15 protein-coding genes and 2 tRNA genes are annotated in these 14202 nt (G+C 48.4%); 9 read left to right on the top strand and 8 right to left on the bottom strand.

From position 1 onward, the window contains the following. Positions 1-113: 113 nt before the first annotated feature. From ftsH to VGA08_02850, 3 genes are read right to left on the bottom strand one after another with little or no spacing between them, the layout of a single operon-like run. Positions 114-1973, bottom strand: coding sequence for an ATP-dependent zinc metalloprotease FtsH (gene ftsH, locus VGA08_02860; GenBank protein HEX9679534.1), 1860 nt, complete (start codon positions 1971-1973; stop codon positions 114-116). Between the two features lie 34 nt (positions 1974-2007). Continuing rightward, a complete protein-coding gene (tilS, locus tag VGA08_02855; GenBank protein ID HEX9679533.1) occupies positions 2008-2925 on the bottom strand; it encodes a tRNA lysidine(34) synthetase TilS in 918 nt (305 codons plus the stop codon). 39 nt (positions 2926-2964) lie between these two features. Further along, a complete protein-coding gene (locus VGA08_02850; GenBank protein ID HEX9679532.1) occupies positions 2965-3471 on the bottom strand; it encodes a hypothetical protein in 507 nt (168 codons plus the stop codon). 101 nt (positions 3472-3572) lie between these two features. Here VGA08_02850 and VGA08_02845 point away from each other — a divergent pair. Beyond that, positions 3573-3649: transfer RNA gene (locus VGA08_02845), tRNA-Met, on the top strand. A gap of 48 nt (positions 3650-3697) precedes the next feature. Next, on the top strand, positions 3698-3979 hold the full coding sequence (locus VGA08_02840; protein HEX9679531.1) for a hypothetical protein: 282 nt from the start codon (positions 3698-3700) through the stop codon (positions 3977-3979). Between the two features lie 6 nt (positions 3980-3985). Here VGA08_02840 and VGA08_02835 read toward each other — a convergent pair whose 3' ends face one another. Next, the gene (locus VGA08_02835; GenBank protein ID HEX9679530.1) at positions 3986-4672 is read right to left on the bottom strand and encodes a hypothetical protein; all 687 of its coding nucleotides are present in this window, start codon (positions 4670-4672) and stop codon (positions 3986-3988) included. Positions 4673-4748: 76 nt separating this feature from the next. On the opposite strand from VGA08_02835, the gene pcm reads away from it, so the two are divergent. After that, a complete protein-coding gene (gene pcm / locus VGA08_02830; protein HEX9679529.1) occupies positions 4749-5384 on the top strand; it encodes a protein-L-isoaspartate O-methyltransferase in 636 nt (211 codons plus the stop codon). An 89-nt stretch (positions 5385-5473) separates the two neighbouring features. On the opposite strand, the gene VGA08_02825 is transcribed toward pcm, so the two are convergent. Next, positions 5474-5620: a hypothetical protein gene (locus VGA08_02825; GenBank protein ID HEX9679528.1), complete on the bottom strand. Its 147-nt coding sequence runs from the start codon at positions 5618-5620 to the stop codon at positions 5474-5476. Positions 5621-5702: 82 nt separating this feature from the next. Next, on the bottom strand, positions 5703-8432 hold the full coding sequence (locus tag VGA08_02820) for a cation-translocating P-type ATPase (protein HEX9679527.1): 2730 nt from the start codon (positions 8430-8432) through the stop codon (positions 5703-5705). 73 nt (positions 8433-8505) lie between these two features. Between VGA08_02820 and VGA08_02815 the strand changes: the two genes are divergently transcribed. From VGA08_02815 to VGA08_02800, 4 genes are read left to right on the top strand one after another with little or no spacing between them, the layout of a single operon-like run. Further along, complete coding sequence (locus tag VGA08_02815; GenBank protein ID HEX9679526.1) at positions 8506-9498, top strand: hypothetical protein; 993 nt, start codon at positions 8506-8508, stop codon at positions 9496-9498. Beyond that, positions 9499-10203: a hypothetical protein gene (locus VGA08_02810; protein ID HEX9679525.1), complete on the top strand. Its 705-nt coding sequence runs from the start codon at positions 9499-9501 to the stop codon at positions 10201-10203. A gap of 3 nt (positions 10204-10206) precedes the next feature. Continuing rightward, a complete protein-coding gene (locus VGA08_02805; GenBank protein HEX9679524.1) occupies positions 10207-10479 on the top strand; it encodes an ATP cone domain-containing protein in 273 nt (90 codons plus the stop codon). Next, the gene (locus VGA08_02800; protein ID HEX9679523.1) at positions 10467-11861 is read left to right on the top strand and encodes an NAD(P)/FAD-dependent oxidoreductase; all 1395 of its coding nucleotides are present in this window, start codon (positions 10467-10469) and stop codon (positions 11859-11861) included. The genes VGA08_02805 and VGA08_02800 overlap by 13 nt, the downstream gene beginning before the upstream one ends. A 218-nt stretch (positions 11862-12079) precedes the next feature. Here the strand turns inward: VGA08_02800 and VGA08_02795 are convergent, their stop codons facing one another. Together VGA08_02795 and VGA08_02790 are read right to left on the bottom strand one after the other, a co-directional pair. Continuing rightward, a complete protein-coding gene (locus tag VGA08_02795) occupies positions 12080-12553 on the bottom strand; it encodes a hypothetical protein (GenBank protein HEX9679522.1) in 474 nt (157 codons plus the stop codon). 79 nt (positions 12554-12632) lie between these two features. Further along, positions 12633-12995: a hypothetical protein gene (locus VGA08_02790; GenBank protein ID HEX9679521.1), complete on the bottom strand. Its 363-nt coding sequence runs from the start codon at positions 12993-12995 to the stop codon at positions 12633-12635. A 391-nt stretch (positions 12996-13386) separates the two neighbouring features. On the opposite strand from VGA08_02790, the gene VGA08_02785 reads away from it, so the two are divergent. After that, positions 13387-13461 (top strand) — tRNA-Met (locus tag VGA08_02785). A 92-nt stretch (positions 13462-13553) separates the two neighbouring features. Beyond that, a partial coding sequence (locus VGA08_02780) for a hypothetical protein (protein ID HEX9679520.1) occupies positions 13554-14202 on the top strand: 649 nt, incomplete at its 3' end.

The following is a 14202-nucleotide window of genomic DNA, read 5'->3' as shown; positions in this document are numbered from 1 at the left end:
TGCCCAGTACTGGGGAGAAATCGCCTAAATTATATAATTAAACTATCAGCAATAAATGCTTGGCTGCTAACAAAGCCGGCTAAGGGCCAGCTTAAATTTTCAAGACAAGATATTTAATACAGTTTGACACTGGCTGGCAGTTTGGTGTCCACTAATATTTTTTTAACTTCATCATCCTCTAGGGTTTCTTTTTCCAGCAGTTCACTCATTAGGCGCTTCAGCGGGTCCATGTTGGCCTTGATTGTCTCTTCCGCCCGGTGGGCCGCTTCTTTAATTATCTGTTCGACTTCTTTGTCGATTTCCCTGGCGGTATCCTCCGAATATGGCCGCTGGTGCACCATCCGATCAAACATCATCCCATCGTTGGTGTCGTGAAAAACCTGATCCCTCAGTCGGTTGCCCATCCCCTGCTCGATCACCATTTCTCGCGCCAGTTCGGTGGCTTTTTGCAGGTCATTACCGGCTCCGGTCGTAACGTGATCGATGCCGTAGACCAATTTTTCCGCTACCCGGCCACCCAGCATCCGAGCCAAGATATCCTTGTATTCAACTACCGAATGATAACTTTTATCTGCCGGAGGGATAAACCAGGTGACTCCGCCGGTTCCGCCGCGGGGGATGATCGTCACCTTGTGCACCAGATCACTGTCCGGCAACACGTGACCAACGATCGCATGGCCGGCTTCGTGGTAAGCGGTGATTTCTTTTTCTTTTTCGCTCATAACTTTGTTTTTTCTCTCCGGCCCGATGGCGACCTTTTCAAACGCGGCCGTCACGTCTTTGTTAGTAATCGATTTACGGTCGTCCCGAGCAGCCACGATTGCGGCTTCATTGGCGATATTAGCAAGGTCCGCGCCGCTACTGCCAGCCGTTTTACCGGCCAGTGAGTCTAAGTTAACGTCTTTTTGAGTCGGCTTGTCTTTAAAATGAACCTCCAAGATTGCCTGTCGGTCCTTTCTATCTGGCAAACTGATATTTACTCGACGATCAAACCGTCCGGGACGGAGCAACGCCGGATCAAGCACGTCTGAGCGGTTGGTGGCGGCCAGCACTATTACATTCGTGCCGGTTTCAAAGCCATCCATCTCGACCAGAATCTGATTTAGAGTCTGCTCCCGCTCGTCGTGTCCGCCGCCCATGCCCGAACCACGGCGGCGACCGACAGCGTCAATCTCGTCGATAAATACAATGCACGGCGCATTTTTCTTGGCTTTGGCAAATAAGTCTCGCACCCGACTAGCACCGACGCCGACAAACATTTCTACAAATTCTGAACCGGAAATACTAAAAAACGGCACTTGGGCCTCGCCAGCAACCGCCCGAGCCAACATGGTTTTTCCGGTTCCCGGCGGGCCAATCAACAACACACCTTTGGGGATTTTGGCGCCGACGTCACGGAATTTTTTTGGAAATTTCAAAAACTGCACGACTTCCTGCAAATCCTCCTTGGCTTCCAGGTTGCCGGCGATATCATTAAAGTCAATTTTCTCCTTCTCGTTACCGCCAAATATTCTGGCCCGGCTTTTTCCAAACGACAATGCTTGGTTGCCCTGCCCCTGGGCCTGACGCATCATGAACAGCAAGGCGCCGACAATAATCAACACCGGCAAGAATGATATCAGCAGCTGAAAAACAAACGAACCGGCATCGGAGGGTTGTTCAATGCTGACGTTGGTTTTAGTGATATCCAGACCCTGCTCATTCAAACTGGTACCGGATTCCTTGATCGATTTGAACTTTGGCTCTTCCGAACCTTTAGGCGTGATAGTCAATTCATCGCCCTTAAGAGTAATCAACTCGATTTCACCGTTGTTGGCTTTGGAGATAACTTCCGTAAAGGGAATCTGTTCGAGTTGCGTACTGGGGTTGCCCAGCGCAATCACTATTAGGGCAAACACCGCTATTAAAGCGATGAAACCAAAATTCCTCATTCGTTTCGGACCACCGTTACGGCCGCTGCTCATTGGATTCATGACCAGGCAATTATACTTAAAAAGCCCATCGTTTTTAAGACGGTGCCTTGGTTCCGACTAAAACCTCGCCATTATTAATCGTCATGACGGTGGTTTTGCCAAGCAGTTTGGTTTTGCCGCTCCGCGCCGTTTTAGCAAACTGCCAAGCGGCGGTAATCGAGCGCCGATCAATTCTGACTTTTTTATCGACGGCGCGTATCATATGAGCAATCATTTCTCGTCCTACCAGCCCTGGCAGCCCCACTAGCCAAGATCTAGCCATCTTGGCCTGATTGGCGCCCAGCCTGATATTATCGGCCGCAATACTTTTAATAAGCGGTTCAATTTCCCGGCCTAAGTCCCGGTTGATCTCAATTGCCGACAGAAATTTTGGCCGCCAATTCGCATCGGCCTGGGTTAATTTGGGTATCAATATCCGTCTAATGTAATTTCTCAAATAACTAGTGTCTTGATTGGTTGGGTCTTCTCGCCACGACAGTTGCCCTCGGCGAGCATATTTGATGATGTCGGCCTTAGTCCAATTAAGCAACGGGCGGATAAGAGCCGGCGAAGACTTTAAGGCACTCAGGCCTTTCGGCCCGGTTCCTCTTATCAAGTTAATAATGGCGGTCTCAATGATGTCATCCTGGTGATGTGCGGTAACAATTCCGACGGCGCGGTGTTTGGACTTTACTTGTTTTAAAAACTTATAGCGCACCGCCCTGGCCTTGGCTTCGGAAGCGTCGGGACCAAGCTGACCTTCGGCTGATTCAAATTTATGTTTGTATTTCTTCGCCAGGCTGGACACAAATTGCCGATCTCGGCCCGAATCGACCCGGATACCATGGTCAAAATGAGCCACTATTAATTCAAGTTCGGTTTGGCGGCTCAAAAGGTCCAACAGTACTACCGAGTCCACGCCGCCGGAAACGGCAACGATGTATATGTTAGCCTTTAGGTCTATCGATCTCATTCTACGAGATTGTATCAGCCCGGCCGCCAAGTAGAACAATCACACTAAATCTGAGCTAACGTCTTTAGTGGCCGGGCCTTTTGGCATTGGCCCAATTGATCGGTGGACGGCTCCGGCCGGTACCTGATTTCCGTACGCTTGCAGACTCCTGATTAAATCCTTAAATAACGCAATTTCACGTTCCGTCCAGTCATCGACAGGCTTTTGCTTGCCATGAAGCGGTATTGGCTCGTGCGGCTCACCTGGCTCCGGCTCCAAACCATAAGTCCAGCTGCCGTCGTCATGATGACCAAGTACGTAGAATCTGGTTCTGTCAATGTGCCAAAGCAGCGGGCCCAGAAAACCATCCTCATTAAGAATCTGGATCGAGGGTGTAATCTGGCGGATTATTTCACGCGAATCCCCATCGTTCGATCCGTTTAACCACGCTTCGAGTTTCTCCGGGCCGACAAAACCAATCACACGACGCATCTCATCGTCTATCCGCCTGGCACGGAAATTGTCATGGGCATTAGGCCGGTCTGGTTTTGGGCTAGCCTCGGACATACTATCAGCTATTTTGCAGTAGAAACCGCCGCTAATCAATCCCCGGCAGCCCAACCGATTTAAAAGGGGTGGATTGTTTGTTATAGTTACCTCGCGGCTAAGGCAGGGTAGCTCAGCTGGTTAGAGCGCAGGACTCATAAGCCTGAGGTCGCGAGTTCAATCCTCGCCCCTGCTACCAAATCATAATTGGCTTAAGCTGGCCGGTATTCAGGCTATAATTATATTCATGGAACCCATTAAAAACCATCCTCTGATCGACAAAGAAAAGGCCTTTCTTAACAAAGAAAAACAATTGGTTCAAAAAATTGACACCAAACGCCAAGCGGCGTTTACCCGTTTTCCGTTGCTCTTCACCCTGCTTGGCACTTTCGGTTTGGTCGCCACATTTTATGGTTTTGAACACCTAATCGACCGAGCTGACGTACTGGCCGACAACCCATTCATACTGCTTGGCACAGGCGTTATAACACTAATTCTTACCGGCTCGCTTTATAAGAAATTGCAATAAAGACCGTTAGTCGAAGCTAAATGCCTCCTCGACCACGGCGTAGAGATCGTTGTCGGCGGGTGACGAACCGACAAATGACACGCTGTAGGCCACAGCGGCATTGATAAAGGCCAAGTGGGTCGTAGTAAATAAGCCATCCTGTCGGTACACCAACGCGTCTACCCCGCTAAACGTCGTATTCTCAAGCTGGGTTGATAGTTCGCTGCTGCCAAAACTGGTCGAGGCGCCATATTCAGCCAAAGTAGTAGCACCGGTTGAGGTTAAAGGCAAAGCGATAATTTCAAACTCTTGAGCCGCACTGGAATGAATAAGATTATTAACCTCTTCATCCACCTGGCCAATAACGATCGAGGTCACCGGTCCGCCCTCAAAACCGCCGTCAATTTTCTCTATCACGTAATACCCAACCGGCAGAGTTAGTGAAAACTTGCCGACCTCGGCCTGGTAGAGACTAGGGCTGCCAGTTGATGTCATTTCCGCGCCGGGTTGATCTGATTCCGCCGTGGGTTGATCAGCCGGATTGGCGGTTGAGTCAGAGTTAGTGAAGTAAAGATAGGCAAAAACTCCGCTGCTACTGGCCAGCAGAACAATTAATAGCCACAGCAGTAGCGTTTGCTTTGCCGGACGGGGCTTTTTAGCGGGCGGAATTGATTCCGGCTTAATTGGTTGCGGGGGAATGTTTGATTCTTCCACGTCGGTTTTAATTATAACGCTTAAGTTATTCGGCACAAACCGGCAACCGGCTGGACGCGAGTATTAAAATATAGTTATGGCGTTTTGGACCAATCACTACTCATCTTATCCCGACTTAGTTGATGGCTTAGTCCGTGCCGGGACACTCAAATCCCCTCACTTGATTAAGGCCTTCAAATCAATTGACAGAATCCAGTTCGTACCGCCAGCCCTAATAGATCAAGCATACGGCAATTTTCCGCTCGATATTGGACACGGTCAAACTATTTCACAGCCGACAACCGTGGCCATCATGCTGGAACTGCTTCAGCCCAAAGCCGGCCAAAATATATTGGATGTCGGCAGCGGCTCGGGTTGGACAACGGCGCTTTTAGCGACAGTCGTTGGTGTCGATGGTCGGATTGTCGGTACAGAAATTAAATCCGGTTTGGTCAGATTGGGCCAAAACCGCCTTGAAAAAATGAAACTTAGACAAGCTACCATTCACTATACTCCCGGCCGCCTCGGTTATGTCAAAGCCGCGCCGTACGACAGGATTTTGGTTTCGGCGTCGGCCGATAGTATACCTGACGAACTCATAAAGCAGTTAAAATCGCCGGGCCAAATGGTCGTGCCAGTAAAAAACAGTCTATTTAAAATTGTCAAAGATCCATTTGGGCGAATAAAGAGCGAAGAACACTACGGTTTCGTCTTTGTCCCGCTCTTAAACTAATCGGACTTTTATCCGAATTGCTATTTACAACCGACTAAACCCGGATTCGATGTCCTTGTTTGATTGGAAGGTTGCCTGGGTTTTCAAATTTAGCAAAAAGGACAATCGCCAGCAGCGGCTTTCTCATCCATTTTCTTCAAGAGATCAGCGGCTTCGTCGTTGGCTGAGCTTTTCTTAGACGACTTCTTGTCTTTAGCATCAGTCTTTTTCTTCAGGCTGCCTATTCCTAAGGCCATAATAAGGGTTGCTCCTGTTTGTTTTAATTTATTTGACTATTAAATATTAGCATTTTATTAGATATTTGTCAATATACTGATCTTAGGCCAGTTCATAATGCTCGACTGAATACTGGGGCTTTGTTTCGGTAAATGTTTTATTGAGCAACGGCGTTAATAGTTTCATAACCACAATCAGAAAAACCGATCCCAAACCGATAATCAACCAGTCAATGCCATGAATCGGCTGAACCTTAAAGACTTGGGCCAGCGGCGAGAAATACAGCACGACTAGCTGTAGTCCAAAAGAGGCAAGGATTGCGACACTTAACCAAGGATTGGAAAACCAGCGGATCTTATAATCTGATCGGATGCCAATAAGCCTGACCATTTCGTAGATAACCATAGCCGTAAAAGCTACCGCAGTGCCGCGCACAAGTTCGTGCTGATGCCCGCCAATCCACCAAAAATGGCCTAACAAAATCACCGTCATCAGCGCTCCGAAAACCAGCATTTCCACCCAGACCCGCTTAGTAATAATGGCTTCTTGGAACCGGTGGGGCTTAAACCGCATAATGCCTCGTTCGGCCGGGTCCGAACCCAGGGCGATTGCCGGCAGTCCATCAGTCACAATGTTAATAAACAGCAGCTGCGCGGCTGTTAAGGCTAAGTGGCCTAAAAAGACAACGCCGCCTAAGATGGTCAGTACTTCGGCGATATTGGCGCTGAGCAGGTAATTGACAAACTTCCGCACGTTGTCAAAGATCCCGCGGCCTTCTTCAATAGCGTTGATAATTGTTAAGAACTGATCGTCGAGCAATATTAAATCGGCGGCCTCTTTCGAGGCATCAGTACCGGTAATCCCCATGGCTATGCCGATATCGGCCGCCTTGATCGCTGGCGCATCATTAACGCCATCGCCGGTCATTGCAACCTGGTGGCCATGTTTTTTTAGCGCCTGGATAATCCGAATCTTATGCTCCGGATTAACTCGGGCGTAGACGGCTATTTTTTCCACCCGTGTTTCAAATTCCGGCTGGGTCAGCTCGTCTAGTTCGGTACCGGAAATAGCGTCTCCTGTGATACCGATTTCTTCCGCCACGGCTTGGGCAGTATCAATAAAATCACCGGTAATCATGATTACCCTCATACCGGCTTCGGCATGCACCCGGTGCATAACCTCTTTGACCTCCAGCCGGGGCGGGTCCATCATGCCCTGCAAACCGACAAAAACCAATTTTGTCTCGGCCGATTTTGCGTTTGGTTGAGCCGTTTGTTCTTTATAAGCAAAGCCCAAGACCCTCAAAGCCTGCTTAGCCATATCTGAGTTGGCGGCTAAGATCTCGGCTCTCATGGCTTTATCTAACTTTTTGATTTTGCCACCGTGATAAATTCGATCGCACTTATTAAGCAAGACGTCCACGGCGCCTTTGGTAGTCACTAAATAACCCCGAGCGGTTTTATGAATAGTGCTCATAATTTTCCGAGAACTATTGAACGGTATCTCGTCAACGCGCGGAAACTTGGCATTTTGCTCGGCTTGATCCAGTCCGGCTTTGGCGGCCGATACGATTAACGACCCTTCAGTCGGATCACCCAGAATGGCTTTGTCCTTAAGTCGCGCATTATTATTAAGAACACCAATTCTTAACAGTGGTAAAATCGCCTTCGGCTCGACCGGTTTGCCGTTAAACGTAAACCCGCCCTCAGTCTCGTAGCCCGACCCTTCGGCTTCATAAGACATGTTTTCAAACCAGATAGAGCGAACTGTCATTTCGCCGCGCGTTAGTGTCCCGGTCTTGTCCGAACAAATAACATCGGTGCTGCCCAGCGCTTCAACCGCGCTGAGTTTCCTGACGAGGGCGTTTTTTGACGCCATCCGACGAGCGCCAAAAGCCAATGAGATTCTAACTACAAATGCCAAGCCCTCTGGAATAGCGGCCACCGCCAGCGCCACTGCCGCCGTAAAGGCTAGTATTAATCGTTGCAGCAGGTTTGCATCAACTATGTCCTTATCTAAAAAGAAGATAATAATAAAAACCAGTATGCTAATTGCTAATATGACGGCGCCGATTTTGCGGCCAAGATCATCAAGTTTTTTCTGCATCGGGGTTAGTTCTTCTTCAACCTCGCTGACTAACCCGGCGATTTTGCCAATTTCGGTTGATTGTCCAGTGGCTACTACAATGCCCTCGGCCGTACCCGACGCGATAATCGTACCGGAAAATACCATGCCTTTTTGATCGCCTAGCGTAGCGGCCTTATCAATCGCGAAAGTATTTTTACTGACTGGTACCGATTCGCCGGTCAGACTGGCTTCGTTAACCATCAGGTTTTTAACTTGTGCCAACCGGATGTCAGCCGGGACCTTCATGCCTTCTTCCAGCAAGACGATATCGCCCGGTACGAGCTCGGCCGAATCGACTTCTTCAACCTGGCCGCCACGCCGAACCTTGGCCTTATGACCAACTAATTTCATCAATGCTTCGACCGTTCGCTCGGCTTTATATTCATTTAGAAAGCCGACTACAGCGATCGCTAAAACTATAAATACAATCAACAGCGACTCGGTCACACCGCCCTCGTCTTCGACAAAACTCAGACCGAACGAGACCGCCGCCGCGATTATTAAAACGATGATTAACACATCGTTAAACTGGCTTAAAAACAATCTAAGTGGGTTTATTTTTTTGGCTGCTTCTAGTCGATTGGGGCCAAATTTCGCCAGCCGAGTCCGAGTTTCAGCTAGTGAGAGCCCTTGGGTTGTATCCACCTCAAGTTCATTGGCAATATCAGGCACTGGCTGACGATAGTATTCGACTTTTCCCACCATTTTCCTCTGTTTTGACGCTTATGTTTAGTATATGATAAATTGAACGTGAATGCTAAGAAAAGAATGACCGGCCGTGGGTAACCTAGTTAGTGGATTGGTTTTGTTCGCGCAATCTGCCCGTGAGGGAATTGATAACTTGTTCGTACCAGAAGACGACTTGGAAGGCCGCATTGGCTCGGTCTCCATCAACCTTGTGCTGTATTCCGCTGTGGGATTGATAGTTCTCACTGTCATAGCGTCCTTTATAAAAGACCGCCAAAAAAAGTTTAAGTTGCCCATTTTCATCGCCATGGCCACGATTATGATCGGTTCAATCAGCTTTTTAGGAGCCGCCACGATTTATCTTAACGCATCCTCAGATTCCGGCGGGCCGGTTCACTGGCATGCTGATTTTGAAATTTGGGCCTGTGGCAACGAGCTTGAGCTTAAGAATCCTTACAAGTTTCTGTCCAACAAAGTTGGTACGTCGACGCTGCACGAGCATAACGATCGGCGGGTTCATCTTGAAGGCGTGGTAGTTGACGAAACAAACGATGCCAGCTTGGGTAAATTCTTCCATGTCATCGATGGCACCGTGACCGGCTCGGCTTTGGTAGTTCCGCTAAATGATGAAGGTGGGATTTACGAAGACGAAACCGATGGAGACGGCCCGTCAGACCTTAATGCAAGTCAACTCGAAAGGTTTATGCTTAACACTAACGACGGTCGATTCGCTCGTTTTATCAACGGTCAAACCTGCGGCGATGCTCCGTCTGAAGTCCAGGTATATGTTTATAAGTACGACGAGGAAACCGATACCTACGCTCAACAAAAACTGGCCGAGCCGCAGAACTACACGATTGCCCGCGAGCCAAATGTGCCGCCAGGCGACTGTATTATCGTCGAGTTCGGACCGGTCAATGATCAAACTGACAAACTTTGCGAACAATACGGGATCAGGGATGTTGACCGCTGCGAACAATTTGGGGTTTTGCCTCACGAACGTTCAATTTGCCAAGCCCGCCAGTTAAACTATCCGCTAACCGACCCGAATTCCAACTTAGTCGAACCCTCGGAGGAACTCTAGATGCTAGACCTGCCAACGCTGGGTCTCGTAATCGGCTCGGCCGCCATTGACTCGATCAATCCGTGTGCAATTGGAGTCCTGATTTTGATGATATCGGTGGTGCTGGGCGGCGGGGGATCAACCAAGCGGTTATTGGCGTTGGGCGGAGCTTATGTCACAGCGATCTTTATCACCTACCTGGCGGCTGGCTTGGGGTTGGTTTATTTCTTTAGTGAGATTCCAATTGTCTGGGCGGAATACTTGTCAATTTTCGTCGGCGGGCTGGTGATGTTGGCCGGCGTGTTGGAGATAAAGGATTATTTTTGGTACGGAAAAGGATTTTCGCTGCAAATTCCCACCTATTTCGCCAATAAGATTCATGAGTATTCAAAATCCAAACAATCAATTGTGGGCGTCATGTTTTTGGGCGCTTTCGTAGCGGCGGTCGAACTGCCGTGCACCGGAGCGCCATATTTAGCCATTATCACTATCTTAAGAATCAATTTCGATTTCCAGGCTTTAATGCTGATGGTGCTTTACAACTTAATATTCATCGCGCCGCTAATAGTAATTCTGGTCATGGTGGCTGGCGGCTCAAAGATCAGTTCTGTAGCCAAGTGGAAGGAAGAAAGCAAAGGCACGATGCGCTTGTTTATGGGCCTGTTGCTGGCCTCGCTCGGCTGGATACTAATACTAATTGCTAACGGCACTATTAATTTTGGGTAGGTTATGAAACACGTCGTCAAAAGACAAGGCCACACTGAAGAGTACGATTCTCGCAAGCTTTATGCCAGTGTCTATGCCGCCTGTTTATCGGTTAGGGCTACGACTGGCGAAGCTGAGTTAGTAGCAGAAAAAGTCGTGGCGCATGTCGATGACTGGCTAAAAAATAAACACGAGGTCACGGCCCACGATATTCGACGAATCGCCGCTAAACATTTCCGGCCGTATAACGCCAACGCTGCCTATATGTACCTAAATCACCGGGAGTGGCATCGCTAATGCCCAAGGCCCAACGGGTGCACGACTATGATCTAATTGCCATCGGATCTGGCGCCGGCGGCGGTGTCGCCGCGCATTTATCTGCCCGCGCGGGTCATAAAGTTGCGATTGTTGAGGACGATACCGTCGGCGGTGAATGTCCGAATTTTGGCTGTGTACCAACCAAGGCATTGCTCCAAGCCGCCGAGCTCTACCGTAGTGCCACTGAGGCTAAAAAGTTTGGCATAAAAGTATCGGCTCTCAATTTTAATTATCCGGCTATAAAAAAATGGAAAGACTTAGCCGTTAAACGAACTGGCACGGCCGACGGTGAACGAGCCTACAGCGCCGATGGAATTGCTGTTATTAGTGGTCATGCTCATTTCATATCTCCGCACGAGATCAGCACTGGCCAGCGCCGCTTCACGGCCAAAAAATTCTTAGTGGCAACTGGCACCAGCAATTTTATTCCGCCAATCGAAGGTTTGTCCGAATCGGGCTTTATAACTTACCGCGATGCGATTGATCTGACCAAGCCGTTAAAAAGTGTTTTTATTATCGGCGGAGGCGCTATTGGTTGTGAATTTGCCGAGCTATTTGCCACATTCGGTACCAAAGTGACTATTGCCGATTTCGCGCCGCGTCTACTCACGAAGGAGGACGCCGCAGTGGGCGAGTTGATTCAGGCGGTATTTGAGCACCAAAACGGCATTAACGTTCACATCTCGACCGAAGTCGTAAAGATTGAGGCTAAGGCCGGCAAGAAGACTGTTTATTTTCGGACAAGTGGCAAAATCCAATCAGTAAAGGTCGATGAAGTCTTAGTCGCTACTGGTAAGGTACCCCATACCGATCTAGGCCTGGAAAATGCCGGGGTCGAATACGATAAGCACGGTATAAAGGTCAATGATTTCATGCAAACTAGCTCGCCGCATATTTACGCCGCCGGTGATGTGACCGGCAAAATGATGTTTACCCACGTAGCTTCTTACCAAAGCCGAATTGCGGCTTATAACATGTTTCGACCCAAACGTGAGTGGATCAAGGCCCTATACCACGCCATACCGCGCGTTACGTTCGTCGCGCCGGAAGCAGCTGGAGTGGGGGCAACCGAAGACGAACTCAAGTCGAGGAAAATTAATTACCAAGTCGGTGCCGCTGCTGTATCAGTCATTGGACGAGCCAACACAGCCGATAACGATATCGGCTTCGTTAAGGTTTTGGCAGACAAACAGGGGATTTTGCTCGGCGCCGCTATTGTCTCGCCCCGTGCCGGAGAGATGATACATGAGCTAGCATTAGCGATTCAGCACGGTTTAACGGCCCAAGCTATCGTTGACACCGTCCACGCTTTTCCGACCTGGTCGGAAGCTGTCCGTGTGGCCTGCGCCAAAATTGCCTGATAGTTATCGGTCCTGATTTAACCCGCTTTTTTGACTTAATTCAATTACCAGCTAATCGTGGTTCTTCGCCAAGTGCCAATAACTACAATGCTGGCAATGATAAACTTTGGCCTTGTCACCGCCGTAGCGATGCCTGGCGGTAACCGCCGCCCCTTCGGCCTCCGACTTTGTTTTAAAAGGCAGCTTCTCCCGGCAAGGTAGGGTGCTCAATTTTAAATCTACTCCACCTCAATCGATATCACGTAGTCTTTTTTGACTTGCCCCGCGTACCAATAAGGGACAAAATCAAAAGATTGGTCGGCCGTAAAGGTAACGGTTTCGGAATCACCGGGTGCAATCGCTCCGGTCGAGACGACATCGCTCTTAAACTGTAGCCCGCCATGATAAGTACCGTTTTGACTAACGTTAAAGGTAATTTTTATGGTCTTGCCCCTGGTAATCTTGACCCTCATGACATCTGCGCCGTTGTCGTCGGCATTGACTATAAATTCGGTGGTGTTATTTGCCAGCTGTGATTCATCTTGAGTTTCATCCTCAGTTACTTGCTCATCGGGTTCAGGTTGTGAGGACTGGCTAGTGTTGTCTAATAAATCACCTGCGTTATTATCGCTATCGTCATCACCCATGACCCAAATGGCCGCACCGCCAGCGATCAATATTACCAATAGCAGTCCTATGATTTTCTTAGCCATACTACTCCCCTGCTTTTTAGCAATCTAATTATACCTTGTGTGCAAAACTCTAAAAAATAGCCTTGACCGATTATTTAACTTAAGCGGGAATAAAGACAACGTCTCCGTCCTGGGCTTGACTGACAAAGTACCTTTGTAAACTGAAATATGCATACGCCTCGCTGACGTTTCCGGCTGCCAACTTATGTTTCTCACCAAAAGCGGCTTCCCTGGCTGAATTCTGACTCTGCCATAAACAAAAGGATAGATTATTGCCGTCAGTGTCTGCCGCGCCTTTAAAGTAAGTGATGTAGCCTGGTGCTTGCGAGGCTTCAAAATGGGCCGCCTCGTCGTCTTTTAGCAACTTATGTATATCGGCACCAGCTAACAGTCTGGAACGAAACACCACTAAATAAACCTCAGTTTGGCTGTCGGCCCTTCCTTGTTCATACAACTGGCGCATTATTAACGGCCATCAAAGCCAGACTCGATCGAGTTGGTAGCATATTCAGGAAGTGCCATGATTGGCAGGTCTTGGGGTAATCGCCTATGCGATTCTATCGTTGGGTTATCAAATACCGGTAAGGCTTCACTCACTATGATGCTAAATATATATGAAATCTTAGAAAAACATAACACCTAAGACCCACCGCTTTAAAAACCTCAGCCACTCTACATAAACCAATCAATTGACTTTATTGGTTACGGTTGACAACAGATGTAGTGGTTGCTACCGTGATACATGCCTAATTTCTGCTAAAGAGCAGTTATGTTTTAAGGAAAAAAGCAATTAGTTTCTTTGCTCCTTGAGGGCCCTCATCAAATCCCAGTCAAGCGGATTTTTGGGGTATCGGCGCGGGGTGGAGCAGTGGCAGCTCGTGTGGCTCATAACCACAAGGTCGCAGGTTCGAATCCTGCCCCCGCTACCAAGCAAAAGTTTTGGACTCTAACAGAGTCCTTTTTCATATTCGCCACCTCTGCAAAATTTGCCATCTTTTCATGATTGGAAGAAACTGCTTGTATGAGGAAGCTAGGATTCTTAATTACTATAGCTCTTCTATCCGTATTGGCATTTTCCTTCAGTCAATCAAATAAAGGTAATGGCTTTGGAAGTTTGTTATCTGACTATGACTGGTCGCATTTATCTGGCGCAACGGTTAAAACGAATGGCGTACAGATAACACCGCTCAACCAAAGTATTATCCACCAGGATGGGTCTGCCGCTCAGCTTAACCCACCAGTATACGTGCGCGGTCCGCACTTGGAAATTTCCGGGGACTTTGAAATAAAGGCAATAATGCAAGGTATGGAAGATGGTGCGTCTTTGCAACTTTATGGACAGGTGCCCGTTATTTACGATGAGTGGCGCCAAGAAAGACCAAGTTTACGAATTGATGTATCCGCCAGTCGCATTGAAGCACGTATCTGGGATGGTAACTCGTCATCACCAATGGATATACGAAGTTACAACGTCAATTTAAAAAATGATGTCATCGTAAACTTTAAACGGGAAAATGGCAAAATCGTTTTCGCAATTGATGGCAAAACTCTTGGCGCCATGCCGGATCACAACATATTTTCCAATGATACTATCTGGTTTGGGATGGATGGAAGTGACAAGGGCGACGGCTGGCTGCTCAAAGACCTCCAAGCACGAGCTGTGAACAAGG

Source organism: Candidatus Saccharimonadales bacterium (assembly GCA_036397795.1).
Taxonomy (GTDB): Bacteria; Patescibacteriota; Saccharimonadia; order Saccharimonadales; family DASWIF01; genus DASWIF01.
This window is presented reverse-complemented; position numbering and strand designations above follow the sequence as displayed.

What these genes read in the sequence shown, in the direction of transcription:
- VGA08_02850 (HEX9679532.1), bottom strand. Translation starts at nt 3,471, where the DNA reads ATGTCCGAGGCTAGCCCAAAACCAGACCGGCCTAATGCCCATGACAAT.
- VGA08_02825 (HEX9679528.1), bottom strand. Translation starts at nt 5,620, where the DNA reads ATGGCCTTAGGAATAGGCAGCCTGAAGAAAAAGACTGATGCTAAAGAC.
- VGA08_02790 (HEX9679521.1), bottom strand. Translation starts at nt 12,995, where the DNA reads ATGCGCCAGTTGTATGAACAAGGAAGGGCCGACAGCCAAACTGAGGTT.
- VGA08_02805 (HEX9679524.1), top strand. Translation starts at nt 10,207, where the DNA reads ATGAAACACGTCGTCAAAAGACAAGGCCACACTGAAGAGTACGATTCT.
- VGA08_02840 (HEX9679531.1), top strand. Translation starts at nt 3,698, where the DNA reads ATGGAACCCATTAAAAACCATCCTCTGATCGACAAAGAAAAGGCCTTT.
- ftsH (HEX9679534.1), bottom strand. Translation starts at nt 1,973, where the DNA reads ATGAATCCAATGAGCAGCGGCCGTAACGGTGGTCCGAAACGAATGAGG.
- pcm (HEX9679529.1), top strand. Translation starts at nt 4,749, where the DNA reads ATGGCGTTTTGGACCAATCACTACTCATCTTATCCCGACTTAGTTGAT.
- VGA08_02810 (HEX9679525.1), top strand. Translation starts at nt 9,499, where the DNA reads ATGCTAGACCTGCCAACGCTGGGTCTCGTAATCGGCTCGGCCGCCATT.
- tilS (HEX9679533.1), bottom strand. Translation starts at nt 2,925, where the DNA reads ATGAGATCGATAGACCTAAAGGCTAACATATACATCGTTGCCGTTTCC.
- VGA08_02820 (HEX9679527.1), bottom strand. Translation starts at nt 8,432, where the DNA reads ATGGTGGGAAAAGTCGAATACTATCGTCAGCCAGTGCCTGATATTGCC.
- VGA08_02795 (HEX9679522.1), bottom strand. Translation starts at nt 12,553, where the DNA reads ATGGCTAAGAAAATCATAGGACTGCTATTGGTAATATTGATCGCTGGC.